The organism is Salmonirosea aquatica (genome assembly GCF_009296315.1).
GTDB lineage: Bacteria > Bacteroidota > Bacteroidia > Cytophagales > Spirosomataceae > Salmonirosea > Salmonirosea aquatica.
This window is the reverse complement of the sequence record NZ_WHLY01000002.1, coordinates 6,391,790-6,408,029: the sequence shown is the minus strand read 5'-3', so window position 1 is coordinate 6,408,029 and position 16,240 is coordinate 6,391,790. Positions and strand designations below refer to the sequence as shown.

14 protein-coding genes are annotated in these 16,240 nt (G+C 51.2%); 12 read left to right on the top strand and 2 right to left on the bottom strand.

Features of this window, described 5'->3' with window-relative positions; all coding sequences use genetic code 11:
- The first annotated feature begins 79 nt into the window (after positions 1-79).
- The 6 genes from nspC to GBK04_RS27845 all read left to right on the top strand — a co-directional run bounded on the left by nspC (position 80) and on the right by GBK04_RS27845 (position 9,241).
- The gene (gene nspC, locus GBK04_RS27870) at positions 80-1,243 is read left to right on the top strand and encodes a carboxynorspermidine decarboxylase (protein ID WP_152765527.1); all 1,164 of its coding nucleotides are present in this window, start codon (positions 80-82) and stop codon (positions 1,241-1,243) included.
- A gap of 79 nt (positions 1,244-1,322) precedes the next feature.
- A complete protein-coding gene (pyrG, locus tag GBK04_RS27865) occupies positions 1,323-2,969 on the top strand; it encodes a CTP synthase (protein WP_152765524.1) in 1,647 nt (548 codons plus the stop codon).
- A gap of 153 nt (positions 2,970-3,122) precedes the next feature.
- Complete coding sequence (yidC, locus tag GBK04_RS27860; protein WP_152765521.1) at positions 3,123-4,982, top strand: membrane protein insertase YidC; 1,860 nt, start codon at positions 3,123-3,125, stop codon at positions 4,980-4,982.
- 119 nt (positions 4,983-5,101) lie between these two features.
- Positions 5,102-6,814, top strand: a complete 1,713-nt coding sequence (locus GBK04_RS27855) for an ABC transporter substrate-binding protein (RefSeq protein WP_152765519.1) — start codon at positions 5,102-5,104, stop codon at positions 6,812-6,814.
- 76 nt (positions 6,815-6,890) lie between these two features.
- Positions 6,891-8,192, top strand: a complete 1,302-nt coding sequence (hemL, locus tag GBK04_RS27850; RefSeq protein WP_152765516.1) for a glutamate-1-semialdehyde 2,1-aminomutase — start codon at positions 6,891-6,893, stop codon at positions 8,190-8,192.
- A gap of 80 nt (positions 8,193-8,272) precedes the next feature.
- Entirely contained in the window at positions 8,273-9,241 is a 969-nt protein-coding gene (locus GBK04_RS27845; protein ID WP_152765514.1) for a glycosyltransferase family 2 protein, read from the top strand.
- Between the two features lie 9 nt (positions 9,242-9,250).
- On the opposite strand, the gene GBK04_RS27840 is transcribed toward GBK04_RS27845, so the two are convergent.
- Positions 9,251-10,015, bottom strand: a complete 765-nt coding sequence (locus GBK04_RS27840; RefSeq protein WP_152765511.1) for a class I SAM-dependent methyltransferase — start codon at positions 10,013-10,015, stop codon at positions 9,251-9,253.
- Between the two features lie 56 nt (positions 10,016-10,071).
- On the opposite strand from GBK04_RS27840, the gene GBK04_RS27835 reads away from it, so the two are divergent.
- The gene (locus tag GBK04_RS27835) at positions 10,072-10,449 is read left to right on the top strand and encodes a hypothetical protein (RefSeq protein ID WP_152765508.1); all 378 of its coding nucleotides are present in this window, start codon (positions 10,072-10,074) and stop codon (positions 10,447-10,449) included.
- Positions 10,450-10,494: 45 nt separating this feature from the next.
- Here GBK04_RS27835 and GBK04_RS31255 read toward each other — a convergent pair whose 3' ends face one another.
- Positions 10,495-10,653: a hypothetical protein gene (locus GBK04_RS31255; protein ID WP_373331416.1), complete on the bottom strand. Its 159-nt coding sequence runs from the start codon at positions 10,651-10,653 to the stop codon at positions 10,495-10,497.
- A gap of 172 nt (positions 10,654-10,825) precedes the next feature.
- Between GBK04_RS31255 and hisS the strand changes: the two genes are divergently transcribed.
- From hisS to GBK04_RS27810, 5 genes are all read left to right on the top strand, one after another.
- Complete coding sequence (hisS, locus tag GBK04_RS27830; protein WP_152765506.1) at positions 10,826-12,214, top strand: histidine--tRNA ligase; 1,389 nt, start codon at positions 10,826-10,828, stop codon at positions 12,212-12,214.
- A 37-nt stretch (positions 12,215-12,251) separates the two neighbouring features.
- The gene (hisG, locus tag GBK04_RS27825; protein WP_152765503.1) at positions 12,252-13,112 is read left to right on the top strand and encodes an ATP phosphoribosyltransferase; all 861 of its coding nucleotides are present in this window, start codon (positions 12,252-12,254) and stop codon (positions 13,110-13,112) included.
- Between the two features lie 104 nt (positions 13,113-13,216).
- Positions 13,217-14,500, top strand: a complete 1,284-nt coding sequence (gene hisD / locus GBK04_RS27820; protein WP_152765500.1) for a histidinol dehydrogenase — start codon at positions 13,217-13,219, stop codon at positions 14,498-14,500.
- Positions 14,497-15,570, top strand: coding sequence for a histidinol-phosphate transaminase (hisC, locus tag GBK04_RS27815; RefSeq protein WP_152765497.1), 1,074 nt, complete (start codon positions 14,497-14,499; stop codon positions 15,568-15,570). Before hisD ends, hisC begins: the two co-directional genes overlap by 4 nt.
- 54 nt (positions 15,571-15,624) lie before the next feature.
- Positions 15,625-16,149 carry a hypothetical protein gene (locus GBK04_RS27810; RefSeq protein WP_152765494.1) on the top strand — a complete coding sequence of 175 codons (525 nt, stop codon included), beginning with the start codon at positions 15,625-15,627 and terminating at the stop codon, positions 16,147-16,149.
- Positions 16,150-16,240: the final 91 nt, after the last annotated feature.

Genomic DNA, 16,240 nt, shown 5'->3' with positions numbered 1-16,240 from the left:
GTACCTTCCTATTTCAGGAAAACTCTTATTGGCTACGAGCGATTCTCATAAATATCTAATAATTCATATCTCCTATCTAATGAAGCCGTCCATCGATTATACCAAAGTACCTTCCCCTTGTTACGTACTGGACGAAAAACTGCTCCGCGCCAATCTGGAACTTATCGACCGCGTGCAGAAGGAGGCAGGCTGTACCATCATTCTGGCGTTGAAGGCCTTTTCCATGTATAGTGTTTTTCCGATCGTGGGGGAGTACCTGAGTGGGGCCACAGCGAGTTCGCTGAACGAAATAAAACTGATCAACGATTTTCTGGGCGTCAAAGCGCACACCTACATTCCGGCCTATTTGGACCGGGAGTTCGACGAGGTGCTGCAACGCAGCAGCCATATTACATTCAACACACTCAGTCAGTTCAATCGGTTTAAGGATCGGGTAGGGGACTACAATGCCCAAAATCCCGAACAGAAAATTTCTATGGGGATTCGGGTCAATCCGCAATATTCGGAAGTGGAAGCCAATATGTACAATCCTTGTGTACCTGGTTCCCGGCTGGGCGAAACCTGGGATAAATTTGGGGGTACCTTGCCCGAAGGGGTGGAGGGAATTCATTTTCATACCCTCTGTGAAAATGGTTCAGACACGCTGGAACGTACGTTGGCCGCGCTGGAAGCCAAATTTGGCGATCTGCTTCACCAAGCCAAATGGCTCAACATGGGCGGCGGCCACCTGATGACCCGCGAGGGCTACGACATTGCCCGGCTAGTGCGGTTGGTGAGAGGAATTCGGGAAAAATACGATCTCGAGGTGATTCTGGAACCGGGCTCGGCCATTGCCTGGCGGACAGGTACCCTGGTGTCTACGGTACTGGATATCATGGATAGTCAGGGCATTCAGGTGGCGGTGCTGGACGTTTCCTTCGCCGCCCACATGCCCGACACGCTCGAAATGCCCTACAAACCCTACATCGTAGGGGCTCACCACGAACCTGTGGCTGGTAAGCCAACCTACCGCCTAGGGGGCATGACTTGCCTGGCGGGCGACTTCATGGGTGATTATTCGTTTGATAAACCCCTGGCGGTAGGTGATCAACTGATTTTTGAAGATATGATTCACTACACGATGGTGAAGACGACGACCTTCAATGGCGTGAATCTGCCTTCCATCGGGATCTGGCAAGCCGACGAAAGTTTTCGCCTGGTGCGAAGCTATGGGTACGAGAGCTTTAAGGATCATTTGTCATAAAACCAGAAACGAATAGCCAAAAGCCCATTGCTTTTTAGTACCTTTGTTTCCCGTAATCAAAGAAAAAAAGCAACGTCTTATGGCTTCTAACGGGCAAAAGACCGCTAAGTACATTTTCGTTACGGGCGGCGTCACTTCATCACTAGGCAAGGGTATCATTGCCTCCTCACTGGCCAAATTACTGCAATCCAGAGGGCTTTCAGTCACCATTCAGAAATTCGATCCCTACATCAATGTAGATCCGGGTACACTCAATCCCTACGAACACGGGGAGTGCTACGTCACGGACGATGGGGCCGAGACCGATCTCGACCTGGGGCACTACGAGCGTTTTCTGAATGTCCGTACTTCCCAGGCCAACAATGTCACCACGGGCCGTATCTACTACAACGTCATCATGCGCGAGCGGCGCGGTGATTTTCTGGGCCGCACCGTGCAGGTGGTACCCCATATCACCGACGAGATCAAGAAAAACATGATGCTGCTCGGGGAAACCGGGGAGTATGATGTAGTCATTACCGAAATCGGCGGCTGTGTGGGCGACATCGAGTCGCTGCCTTTCATCGAGGCCGTACGGCAGATCAAGTTTGAATTGGGTGAAAACGATACCCTGATTATTCACCTTACGCTGATTCCTTACCTGTCGTCGGCGGGTGAGCTCAAAACCAAACCTACCCAGCACTCGGTGCGCATGTTGCAGGAAGCGGGTATTCAGCCCGATATTCTGGTGTGCCGCACCGAACATCCACTACCGACCGACCTGCGCAAGAAAATCGCGCTTTTCTGTAACGTCCAGGTTAATTCCGTAATCGAAGCCATGGATGCCGAAACCATCTATGATGTACCCCTGCTCATGCGTAAAGAGCGCCTGGACCAGCGGGCGTTGTATATGCTCGATATTTACAATGATCAGGACGCTGAGCTGGATTCGTGGAAGGATTTCATTTCCAAGCTTAAAAATCCAACCGATTCAATCCGGATTGGACTGGTAGGTAAGTACGTCGAATTGCACGATGCCTATAAATCCATCGCCGAATCATTTATTCATGCGGGTGCCGTCAATGAGTGTAAGGTCCATATCGAATGGATTCATTCCGAGTCGCTTACGCCGGAAAATGCCATTGAAAAACTTTCCGACCTGGATGGAGTACTGGTAGCGCCGGGCTTTGGGGAGCGGGGAATCGAGGGTAAAATTGAGGCGATTCGCTACGTACGTGAAAACGGTATTCCCTTCTTTGGGATTTGTCTGGGTATGCAGATGGCCGTGATCGAATTTGCCCGTAATGTGCTGGGGCTTGAAGGAGCGCATTCCTATGAAATGGATAAAGAGGCCAAGCATGCTGTGATCAACCTGATGGATGACCAGAAGGATGTGACCAATAAAGGGGGTACCATGCGTCTGGGAGCCTATACGTGCAAGATTAAGAAAGATTCGATGGCCCACCGGATCTACGGAAAAACCAGCATTACTGAGCGGCACCGCCACCGGTACGAGTTCAACAACGCCTACCTCAAGGCTTTTGAAGAGGGGGGTATGAAAGCCACGGGCATCAATCCCGAAAACAACCTGGTGGAGATGATGGAGTTGCCGAATCATCCGTTTTTTATCGGAGTTCAGTTCCATCCCGAATTAAAAAGTACCGTAATGAGCCCTCACCCCCTGTTTGTGAATTTTGTGGAATCCGCTTTGGCTTACTCTTTGCAGAAACGCGCTGTGATGCAGTAGGTTAATGGAATCATCACGAACAATAATCCCAATCCATAAAAATCTTCCTTACCTTTGCAGTCCCAAATCCGGCAATCGCAGAAAGTATATTAGTTCGCTGCGTACCTCTAATCCCGGATTTGAGACTACTTTTTTATAATTCATTGCCTACTAATGGAAAGAAATCAAGTTATTGGCCTGGTGCTCATTCTGCTCATGCTGATCGGGTACCAGGTGTTGGTGCCGCGGGAAGAACCTACCCCTGTCACGCAGGAACAAGTTACCCAGGCTACCCCGGCCCCTGCCGTGTCCGATACCCTCTATGGACCTGCGGCGGCCACCGCGCCGGATACCGCCCGACTCAAAGAAACCTATGGTGATTTTGCGACAGCAGCCCAGGGGCAGGCGCAGGATCTGACGATCGAAACCAACGATGTTCGGGTAGTATTCTCGAATAAAGGAGGAGTGATGAAGGAGGTGATGTTGAAAAAATACAAAACCTATGATCAGAAGCCACTCTATCTAATATCGGATAAGCACAGCCGCTTTCAGCTCCAACTGCCCACCCAGCGGGGAAATATGGATCTGGCCAATCTCTATTTCACTACCACGGCCACCAACCGTACCCTGGCGGAAAATGATTCGGCCCTGGTCACGTATCGTTTGGCTTTATCTGATAATCAGTTTGTTGAGCAAACGTATCTGGTACGGGGATCAGGTTATGTGATCGATTATGGAATCAAGAACCAGGGGGTAGGACAAGCAGATAAGCCGATGTTGTTCAACTGGCAAAACGACATGCTCCAGTTCGAGAACGACATGCAGGAAAACCGCAAGGTCGTTACCATCAACTATTATACCGACGAGTTGGAGAGCCTGTCGCCGACCCCCGACAGTAATGTGGAAGCCGATGCCGAAAGTCCGGTGCAGTGGTTTACCATGAAGCATAAGTACTTTCTGGCCGGCCTGATCGCCAAAAATGCACCTTTACAGGATGTCAAACTGGAAGCGAAGGTCAATCCTGCCGACAGCACGATCGTGAAAACCCTCGACGTGAAAGCTACCCTGGCTTCCGCGGCTGCACAGGATGGCACTGCCCGATTCCAGTATTATCTAGGCCCTAACGACTACCAGATACTGAAAAACTTACCCATCGAGAACTTTGACGAAAACGTGTACCTGGGTTATGCTTTTCTTAAACCCATCAACAAGTATTTTCTGGTACCCCTCTTTACTCTGCTGGAAAATGTTTTCTCCAACTACGGTATCCTCATCATTTGCCTGGTGCTGATCGTCAAAACCCTGCTGACTCCCCTCACCTACAAATCGTACGTGAGTATGGCCAAGATGCGGGTACTGGCCCCCGAACTGGCCGAACTAAAGGAAAAGAACGGGGATGACATGGCCAAACAACAGCAGGATCAGATGAAGCTCTATCAGCAGGTAGGCGTGAGTCCGCTCAGCGGTTGTGTGCCCGTGCTGGCTACCATGCCCATCCTGTTTTCACTGTTCTTCCTGTTTCCCAATCTGATCGAACTGCGTCAGGAGTCGTTTCTATGGGCCAAAGATCTTTCGACCTACGATTCTTTCATCAAGCTACCCTTTACATTGCCCTTTTATGGTAGTCATGTGAGTTTATTCACACTAATGATGACCGCCTCCAGCATTGCCTATGCCTACTATAACAATCAGATGACGCCGACCCAGCCGGGACCCGTGAACATGAAGTTCCTGAGCTACGTCATGCCTCTGATGTTCATGTTCGTGCTGAATAATTTTCCGGCGGGTCTTACCTTCTACTATTTTGTCTCGAACGTCGTTACCATTGGCCAGCAGTTGATCATCCGCCGGTTTGTAGATGAGGACAAGATCAAGCGGATTCTTGATGAGAACCGTGCCAAGAATGCCAACGGACAAAAGAAGCAGTCGAAGTTTCAACAGTACCTGGAAAAAACGCTGCAAGCCGGGGAGGAAGCCAAAAAGAAGCAGGCTGAGCTTGAGAGAAAACAGGGAAAACGTAAATCAAAAAATTGATAGTCATCCAATTTGAAAGGTAGGGGTAGCGTTTTGCTTGGCAAACGGTACCCCTGTTTTTTAGATTGCCAGTCTTTTCGTATTTTACTGGTTAAACCATCACCCCGACAAAAGTCCCTATGACTCGGTTTCGTAATGTACTTTTTGCCTGTTTTGCACTGATTGCGGTGGAGGCACAGGCCCAGCTTTTCGATCAGCCGGAACGCAAGTTTATGGAGGGCATGAGCTTTTACCGCCAGGGGAAATTCGAAGCGGCCATGCGGGAGTTCGGTGATATTACCTCCAGCAATGCCAATGATACCTACGCGCCGCTGGCTCATTTCTACTATGCCCTGTCGGCCCATATGATGAAGCGGTACAACGAAAGCAACCTGATGCTGCGCCAGTTGCTGACCCGCTATGCCACCTGGCCCCAGCGCGACGAAGCTTACTACCTGCTAGCCAATAATTATTTCGAACTGGGAGACTTCCGGCGCGCCTTCGACTTCCTCAACCGGATTGGAGATCCTTCGCTGGGTAAAGACGTTCAGGGAATCAAACAACATTTTCTTGCGGGACAGAAAGACCTGCAGGTGCTGAAATCATTGAATTCGGAATATCCCAACGACCGCGTGGTGGCGCTGGCACTGGTGCAATTGATCCAGAAATCCTCGTCTTCCAAAGCCGATCTGGAACTATCCGATCGGCTGACCAATCAGTACGGTATCGAAGTAGCCAAGCCGGAACCGACAGCCGTAGATCCTACTGCTACCAAAAATCCACCCTACGAAAAGAAATGGACGAAGGGGTACTATAACTTGGCGGTACTGTTTCCCTTTCGATTGGACGAATTGAAAGCCAACAAGCGGTATCTGCCCAATCAGTACGCCTACGACTATTATTCCGGCATGCAGGTGGCCCGTCAGCAGCTCAAATCCGAAGGTATCCTGATCAATATCCAGGCCTACGACGTGGGAAATGAAGAGGATAAGATCCTGGAAATGGTGAACAATGTACATTTCCGGCAGGCGGACCTTATTTTCGGCCCACTCTACTCACAGACTTTCGAGATGGTAGCCGACTACGCCAATCTTAACAACATTGCCCTGCTCAATCCCCTGGCTACGGATAGCAGTATACTGGTCAATGGCAAACTGGTGTACCTCGCGCACCCTTCTCTGCAAACCCAGGTCCGACAGGCCGTCCGGCTTGCCAAAACCAAAAACCGGTTACCCCTGGCGGCCATTTACTATGGCCACAACGCCAAGGATTCGTCCATGGCTTTCGCCTACCGCAGCGAATTGATTCGTGCGGGGGGAAAAGTACTGGAAATAAAGGAAATAGATGGTTCGGCTTCGGTGTTGAATGAGCAGATGTCGAATTTTGAAAAGGAGAAACCTAACCATGTGGTACTGTTTTCCACCGATTCAAAAGCAGGACCTTCGCTCATGAACGTACTGGCGGGTCGGCAGCTGAACGGAATTCTGGTCATCGCGGTAGCCAACAGTTTTGATTTCAATCGAGTGCGGCCCACCGGCTACGGCGGAAATCTGTACCTGATCGAAACGGACTACGTGGATATTATGAAAGATAGCGTCAAAACTTTCCAGAAAGACTATTTTGACAAAACCAACACCCTACCTTCTGTGTATTCGTACCAGGGGTATGATCAACTTCTGTTTTTTGGGCGCATGATCGGCAAGTACAACGAGCGCATGAAAGACGGAATTGAGCTCCGGAAATATGTGGACGATTACCTGCTTTCGGGCTTTGATTATACCAAGTCACGCGAAAATTCCGTTTCCGCCATTCTCGAATACAACGACACGCGCTGGGTACCCTGGCCCAATTGACCCTTCTAGCCAAAAGTTTCCGCTGTAATTAGCTATCCCTAAATACTTTCTTACCAGCCATTCGCTTACCAATCGTATGAATATTCCCACCAGTCAGGCACTTTTCGAAAAAGCCAATCAGTTCATTCCAGGCGGCGTCAATTCGCCCGTTCGTGCCTTTAAGGCCGTAGGAGGTACCCCTCTTTTTATCAAGTCGGCCAAAGGACCTTATATTTTTGACGAAGACGGCAACCGGTACCTTGAGCTGATCAATTCCTGGGGTCCGATGATTTTGGGCCACGGGCACGAATTGGTGGAAAAAGCGGTTTCGGATGCCGTCCAGCATTCCTTTTCGTTTGGTGCTCCGACCCGGCGGGAGGTGGAAATGGCTGAGCGCATCGTCGGTATGGTACCTTCGGTCGAGAAAGTGCGTATGGTGAATTCAGGTACCGAAGCCACCATGTCAGCCATCCGGGTGGCCCGGGGCTTCACGGGGCGCGACAAAATCATAAAGTTTGAGGGGTGCTACCACGGTCATGCGGATAGCTTCCTGATTGCGGCAGGCAGCGGGGCGGTTACCTTTGGTACCCCCGACAGCCCCGGGGTACCCAAAGGGGTAGCTCAGGACACCCTGACCGCACCCTACAACAACCTGGAAGCGGTGCAGCTGTTGGTCGATGCCAATCCCGGCCAAATTGCTGCCATCATCATTGAGCCCGTCGTGGGCAACATGGGATGCGTCCTGCCCGAAACAGGCTTTTTGGAAGGATTACGGTCTATCTGTGACAAAGAAGGAATCATCTATATTTTTGATGAAGTGATGACCGGTTTCCGACTTTCGAAAGGCGGTGCCCAGGAGCGTTTCGGTGTACTACCCGACATGACAACCCTGGGTAAAATCATCGGGGGAGGTATGCCCGTGGGAGCGTATGGCGGAAAAGAAGAAATCATGAATTACGTCTCACCCGCTGGTCCCGTGTATCAGGCAGGTACCCTGTCGGGAAATCCCATTGCGATGGCAGCCGGCCTGGCGATGCTCGACTACCTGGACACGCATCAGGAAATATATCTGCAACTGGATCAATCGGGAGTGAAGCTGGCGCAGGGTTTTAGGGCGAGCATGGAGAAGTTAGGATTGAACTACACCGTCAACCAGATCGGCTCGATGTACACATTGTTCTTCACCGATCAGGTCGTACGTGATTTCCCTTCCGCCAAATCATCGGATCTGGGATTGTATGGCAAATACTTCCACGCCATGCTCAATCGGGGAATTTACCTGGGAGCTTCCCAATTCGAGAGTATGTTCCTGTCCACGGCCTTAGAGGATAGCCATCTGGAGGAAATCATGCGGGCAAATGAAGAATCCCTGAAAGAGATTCTGGCTGAACACCCGTGAACAAATCGCAATACAAGGGGAAGAGTTGACGTACAAGATAGAAAACACTGTCAACTGTCCCCTGTCAACTGACCACTAATTTGCGTACCTACTCCATTGTAGTACCCGTTTTTAATCGTCCCGAAGAACTGGACGAACTGCTGGAAAGCCTTACCCGGCAGCAGTACCGCGACTTCGAGGTCATTGTGGTGGAGGATGGCTCGACCAGGACGGCTTGGGAGATCGTAGACAAGTACAATACCCGACTCGACATTCACTATTTTTTTATCGAAAACGTCGGACAGGGTTTTGCCCGCAATTACGGTTTCAGCAAGGCCAAGGGCGACTACCTGATCGTGTTCGATTCGGATACCATCATCCCGCCCCACTACCTTACTACCGTCGACCAGCGCCTCAGCCGGGAATTTCTCGATGCGTATGGCGGCCCCGACCGGGCCGATGCTAATTTCACTACCCTTCAAAAAGCCATCAGCTACGCCATGACGTCATTTTTCACGACGGGGGGTATCCGGGGGAAAACCAAAAATGCGGGAGGAGCTTTTCAGCCCCGTAGCTTCAATATGGGGATGTCGCGGCGGGTATTCCAGGAAACAGGTGGTTTTGCCAAGCGTGACATGGGGGAAGATATTGAACTGGGCATCCGCTTGCGGAGCCATAATTACCGCATGGGCCTAATTCCCGACGCTTACGTATACCACAAACGGAGGGGTACCTTTCGTGATTTCTGGAAGCAGGTGCACTCCTTTGGCCGCACCCGTTTTTTACTTGACGAGCTGCATCCCGGGCTTGGTCTTATCAAGCCAGTTCACGCTTTTCCGGCGTTTTTTGTTGTATTTTGTGGATTTATTCCGCTATGGTACTTCGCATTTAGCCCTTTTTTCTGGATATCGCTGGCGGTATTGGGGCTTTTTGTCGGAACAATTTTCCTGGACTCCCTTGTTAAAAACAAGAGCCTGGCCGTCGCATTTTTAAGTATAGGGGCCTCTTTTGTGCAATTATTCGGCTATGGTACTGGGTTCCTGAGGGAAGGTGCCCGCCGTATTTTCTGAGGCAAGTGACTATTTGACGCAGTAATAGATCAATTCGCCGGCGGGTAATGCGTACCGTTTTACCTCTTCCTGGGTGAGTTCGTCCATCACAAAGCGATCTTCTTTGACCTTGAATCCGCCTTTGGCTAGTTCTTGTGCGTAATCCCGCCCAAACAGCCGTAAATGGTCGTTCTGCCAAAAATGCTTCTCCCGTTCCTGCGGATCAGTGATACTGTCGTCTTCGTACGTGGTGGCGCGAGCCAAATCCTGCGGGGACTGAATGATGGCCCAGCCGCCCGGCTTGAGCACCCGATGCAGTTCGCTGGTAGCCTTTACATAATCGTCCACGTGCTCCATGACGTGGTTGCAAAAAGCTACGTCGAAGGTGTTGTCCGGAAAAGGGATGGCATGAATGTCCATTTTTACCTTGGCGAGCGGCGATTCGATGTCGGCCGTGATGTAGTCCAGATTATTCATACGCTCGAAGCGGTCAATGAAGCAGTATTCGGGCGCTACGTGCAGTACTTTGAGCGGAGCGGTGAAGAAGTTGGTTTTCCGTTTGAGGTAGAGGTACATCAGGCGATGACGTTCCAGCGCCAGGCAGTTGGGACACAGGGCGTTGTCGCGACCTTTGCGGCCGTAGGGCAAGAATTTGCCGTACTGATGGTCGCAGACCGGGCATTCCACTGCATTGCCCGGATGAAAAATGCCCAGAAACCGAGCCGACCAATGACCGATCCGTTGCAGGAAAGGACGCGGAAAATGCCTCAGTACAAAGCTTATGATGGTTTTCATGCGCTATTTCGTAGGAATCCTATTATTTTTGATTATTCACACAAAACGATCCAAGAATGTATTTAGATAAATCTGACGCTACCCCCCCCGGAAAGAAATTGATTTCCAACATGTCTACCCAAACCAAGTGGATGCTCCTGGCGCCGCTGGGCCTGGTGCTGGTAGGCTATGGCCTGTGCGTATTCAGTGAGGCCGGGCACTTGAAACACACCGGCAGCCCCACCATCGAATGGGTGCTTCTGGGTACCTATAGTCTGGTTCTGATCAACGGCGGGCTCTGTATTTTTGGTCAGGCAATCCGATACCGGGTACTGGTGGATGTGCGCCGCGAAACCCGGAGGAGTATCCGCAAGCTGGAAACCAAGCTGTCGAGCCGCGAACGCAACAAGCGCTCACGCGACCGGAAAAGAAAAAGCTCCACCAAATCCAATTGACAGAGCTTCTTTCCACGTGTATCGTCCTTAAATAGTCCCTTCGGCTTATTTTTTCGTATTCTTGGCCGCAAATTCGGCTTTGATGGCTTCAACGTCCACGTTCTTGATGTCCGGCTTACGGAGCAAATCCTTGATTTGGGCCGTCCGATTATTGGCCCTTGTCTTGTTTTTCTGCCCTTTGCGTTTCAAATCCGTTACTCCCATGGTAGTCTGTCTTGTTTTTTGTTAAAGAACCGCAAAAGTAGCGGTTTATAATTAAAAAAAGCAGACATAGGGCGAAAAGTTGCCCATGCTCCCTACCTTTGCCCAAAATTAGAGGAATGCTATCAGCGGAACGCCGACCGGCCATCGCTTTTAGCCCGTAGCCACCCCCGTTATGTCAAAACCCAGCCTTGCCCGTGGTACGCGCGACTTTGGCCCCGAACAAATGGTCAAACGGACGTTTATCCTCGACACCATACGCCAGACCTTTCAGCGCTTCGGCTTCCAGCCCCTCGAAACCCCTACCATCGAGAACCTATCGGTACTGATGGGAAAATACGGAGAGGAGGGCGATCAGCTGTTATTCAAAATCCTGAATTCAGGCGAATTTTCGGCCAAGCTTACTGCGCAGGACTGGCAAGGCGATGCCAAACAACTTACCACTAAAATCGCCGAAAAAGGACTGCGCTACGATTTGACGGTACCCTTTGCGCGCTATGTTGTCATGAACCGGGGCACCCTGGCCATGCCTTTCAAGCGCTACCAGATTCAACCCGTTTGGCGGGCCGACCGACCCCAGAAAGGAAGGTACCGGGAATTCTACCAATGCGACGCCGACGTGGTCGGCACGGATTCGCTGCTGTGTGAAGCCGAAATCGTAATGATGCTGCACGAAAGTCTGCGGAATTTGGGTATTCAGCATTTTACGGTCAAGATTAACAATCGTAAAATTTTGACCGGAATTGCCGAGGTGATCGGTGCGCCCGGCCTCGAAGGGCCATTGTGTGTGGCTATCGACAAACTCGACAAGATTGGCCGGGAAAAAGTGATGCAGGAATTGCACGAGCGGGGCTTTACCGAAGAAGGTACCTCGAAGCTGACCCCTATTTTTGACATTTCAAGCGAAAAACAACCTTTTGCAATTTTGAAAAACTGGCTCAGTTCGTCTGAAATAGCCCTGAAAGGCATTGAGGAATTGAAGCAGGTGTGGAGTATGGTCGAAGATTTTGGACTGGAAAACCCCCAGCTTCAATTTGATGTTACGCTGGCGCGAGGGCTTTCGTACTATACCGGCGCCATTTTTGAAGTGAAAGCCCACCAACCCGATGGTACCCCCGTGCATATCGGCAGCATCAGTGGGGGCGGACGCTACGACAACCTGACGGGTACCTTCGGGGTACCGGGCTTGTCGGGCGTAGGTATTTCGCTGGGTGTGGACCGGATTTATGATGTCATGGAAGAACTTGACCTGTTTCCGGCCGACCAATCCATCACTACCCGCGTTCTGCTAACCAACTTCGATGAAGCCGCTGGACGGTACGGGTTACGGATTTTGAAAAGTTTGCGCGATGCGGGAATCAATGCCGAGATGTACCCCGATGCCGTAAAGCTGAAAAAGCAACTCGATTATGCCGATCGCAAGCAGGTACCCTACGTAGTACTGATTGGCTCCCAGGAAATGGAAACGGGACTTTTGACCCTGAAAAATATGAAAACGGGCGAGCAAAATGCCGTCTCTGTCAACGAAATTATTGAACTAGTCAAGGCGGGTCTGGGCAGTTGATTCAACAGCCGACAGCCAATAGCCGAAAGCCAATACAATGAACGAAGTACTACGCATTGCCGTACAGAAATCCGGGCGACTCAGTGAGGATTCGCTCAAATTGATCAAAGAATGCGGGATTCGCTTCGATAGCGGAGCGGGAAAACTCAAAACCGCCGCCTCGAACTTCCCCGCCGAAATATTGTTCCTCCGTGACGACGACATCCCCGGCTACGTGGAAGATGGCGTGGCCCATATCGGTATCGTGGGCGAAAATGTATCGGTAGAAACAAACCGCGAGGTGGATACGGTACATCGACTGGGCTTTTCCAAATGCCGCCTATCCATTGGTATTCCCAGGGGAGTACCTTACACATCCATTCATGACCTGGACGGCAAAAGCATTGCCACGTCCTATCCCCGTTTGTTGGGTACCTATCTGGCTGAAAATGGAGTGTCGGCGCAAATTCACGAAATCAGTGGCTCGGTGGAAATAGCCCCCAGCATTGGCCTGGCCGAGGCGGTCTGCGACATTGTCAGCTCGGGAAGTACCCTGCTGAGCAATGGCCTGCAGGAAGTCGAGGTGATTTTCCGTTCGGAGGCCGTGATGATCGCCAGCCGCAATCTGAACGGCACTCAGCAGAATTTGCTGGATCAGCTCTTGTTTAGGATCAAGTCGGTGCAGACGGCCAAAAACCATAAGTACATCCTGCTGAACTGCCCCAACGAAGCGGTGGAAGCCGTGACACGTTTCCTACCCGGCATGAAATCGCCTACTGTGATGCCGTTGGCGACCGAAGGCTGGTGTTCGATTCATTCGGTGATCAATGAGAATGATTTTTGGGAAAATATCGAGAAAATCCGTCTGGCTGGAGCCGAGGGGATTCTGGTGATTCCCATTGAAAAAATGATTTTGTAGTATAAAATGACGTACGATTGTCGACCTTTGATTTTTACCGGGTCGCACCGAACGGTTAAGTAAAGCAGCGATCAAAGGGTACGCATTTCGCCCAAAATAAATCCATGAAAATACTTTCGTTTCCCAAGCGCACGGAATGGCCCTATCTGCTGGCGAGGCTTACCCTGGATCTGGCCGACATCGAACAGAAGGTGGCACCGATCATGCAGCGGGTTCGCCAGGAAGGTGACCAGGCGCTGCGGGATTTTGCCCTAGAATTTGACCGGCAGGAACTCGGGGAGATTGCTTTTCCGGAGGCCGCCTTTGATGAAGCGGAGGGTACCCTGGATGGAAATTTGAAGAAGGCCATCCAACAGGCCTATCAGAATATCAAGAAATTTCACGAAGCGCAGCGCCAGCCGGTCGAGAAGATCGAAACCATGCCGGGTGTTACCTGCTGGCGCAAAAGCGTGGGCATCGAAAAGGTAGGTATTTACATTCCCGGTGGTACGGCACCGCTGTTCAGCACCGTCCTGATGCTGGGAATTCCCGCCCAATTGGCGGGTTGCCGCGAGATGGTCCTGTGCACACCCAGCGATCACCCGGCCATCCTGTACGCCGCCCGTTTAGTGGGCGTAACGAAGGCTTTTAGGGTAGGGGGGGCGCAGGCCATTGCCGCTCTGGCCTACGGTACTGAAAGCATACCGAAAGTGTATAAGATATTCGGGCCTGGTAACCAGTACGTTACGGCGGCCAAAATGCTGGCCAGCAAGGAAGGGATCGCCATCGATATGCCCGCCGGGCCTTCCGAGGTGGCTATCTACGCGGATGACACGGCGGTACCTTCGTTCGTGGCGGCTGATTTGCTTTCCCAGGCGGAACACGGGGCCGATAGTCAGGTGCTGCTGGTGTCAACCAGTAAGAAACTTCTGAGTAGTGTGAATATCACCCTTTCATCCCAACTGGAAGCCCTTCCCCGGCGGGACATGGCCCGCAAGGCTATCGAAAACAGCAAGGCGATACTGGTGGAAACCCCGGAGGAGGCAATCGACCTGTTGAACGAATATGCGGCCGAGCACCTGATTCTGAGCGTTAAAGATGCCGAGCAGGTATCCGAAAAAATCACGAACGCAGGGTCGATATTCCTGGGTAACTATACGCCTGAATCGTGCGGCGACTACGCTTCGGGTACCAACCACACCCTCCCGACCAACGGCTTTGCCCGTGCCTACAGCGGCGTGTCGCTGGATAGCTTCGTTAAGAAAATTACGGTACAGCACATTACCGAATCAGGCATCAAAAACCTCGGCCCCACCGTTGAAGCGATGGCTGAGGCCGAATCGCTGCAGGCGCACAAAAAAGCGGTCAGCATCCGGTTGAATTCCCTGATTTCCGATAGAAACGCATGAAAAAATCCTTTGACCTCCGGCGCGTCATTCGCCCCCACATTTTCGACCTGACTCCCTACTCCTCGGCGCGCGATGAGTATACGGGCAAGATCGGCGTATTTCTGGATGCCAATGAGAATCCACTGGGGTCCGTACTGTCCAAAGACTATAACCGCTACCCCGATCCGCATCAGGTACTGGCCAAAGAGAAACTTGCACCCATCAAAGGCGTAAAACCCGAACAGATTTTCCTGGGCAACGGGAGCGATGAAGCCATCGATCTGCTGGTCCGGGCTACCTGTACGCCGGGACAGGATTCGCTGATCATACTGCCACCCACTTACGGAATGTATGAGGTAAGTGCGGCGATCAACGATGTGGAGATCATCAAGGTACCCCTCACAACCGATTTTCAGATCGACACTGAGAAGGTACTTAATGCTATTCGGCCGGATACAAAACTAATCTGGGTATGCTCTCCCAATAATCCTTCGGGCAATCTGGTACAGCCTGAGGCCATTGAAACGCTGCTTGATGCCTTCGACGGACTGGTGGTGGTAGATGAAGCCTACATTGATTTTGCCGCCATCACTTCCTGGAATCAGCGGCTTGATGAATTCCCGAATCTGGTGGTACTCCAGACTTTTTCCAAAGCCTGGGGGCTTGCTTCCCTGCGGTTGGGCATGTGTTTTGCTTCATCCGAGTTGATCGCGATTCTGGACAAGATCAAGCCGCCTTACAATCTGAGCGGGCCCACGCAGCATTTACTGTACCAGGCGCTAGACCATGTGCAAACCAAGAATGAACTTGTGAAGCAGATTCTGGCGGATCGGGAAAATTTGGCACAGGCGCTGAGCACGTTGCCCGGGGTTGTGAAAATTCATCCCAGCGACGCTAATTTCCTTCTGGTGGAGTTCGATAACGCTGCGGGAACCATGAAATACCTGATCGATGAACGCATCATCGTCCGGGATCGGAGCAAAGTGACCCTTTGTGCGGGTTGCCTTCGTATCACCGTAGGAACCGAAGCTGAAAATGAGGTTTTGCTGAAAGCATTAAAGAAATTTCAACAAAATTCCGTTATTGCATAGTGGTCTTTTTCCCTAATCCTGTCATGGAGTAGGTTCTGTCAAACTTAAATTGCTATGAAAAAAATAATTCTTACCCTGCTTTGTATTTTTACTTTCACGCTGGCTCAGGCTCAATATGACAACTGGGCCGTCGGCGTAAAACTGGGTGAGCCATCGGGAGTCAACATCCGGAAATATTTCAATAATGTCAATGCCATCGACGTTACGGTAGGTTCATACGGGGGTATTTTATCCAACAACCGCGAATACCGGCAGGGAGTGTACCGAAGTGTTGGATTTTCGTTCCAGGCGCATTATTTGTGGCACAATGCGCTTTTCAATTCCGAGAAGGCGCACATTTACTACGGTTTTGGTCCCCAGGTCAACAGCCGTCGATACTATCCTGACAACCAGCAGAATCAGAAAATTAACTATCAGAAAAATGTCTCTCTGGGAGGCTCCGGTTTGGGCGGCTTCGAGTTTTTTCTCCCCGACGGCCGCCTGTCGATATTCCTGGAAGGCGGGCTTTACATCGAGCTCCTGCCTGGGCCTTTCTTCACAAGTCCTAATGTTTCAGGCGGGGTACGGCTGAATTTGTGAGGCAAGGTACCCTACTTTGGCATACAGGACCTACCTGCGGCCCGATGGGGTGTACATGATTCTTTCTATTGAACAAGGCAGGCGAAAGCCT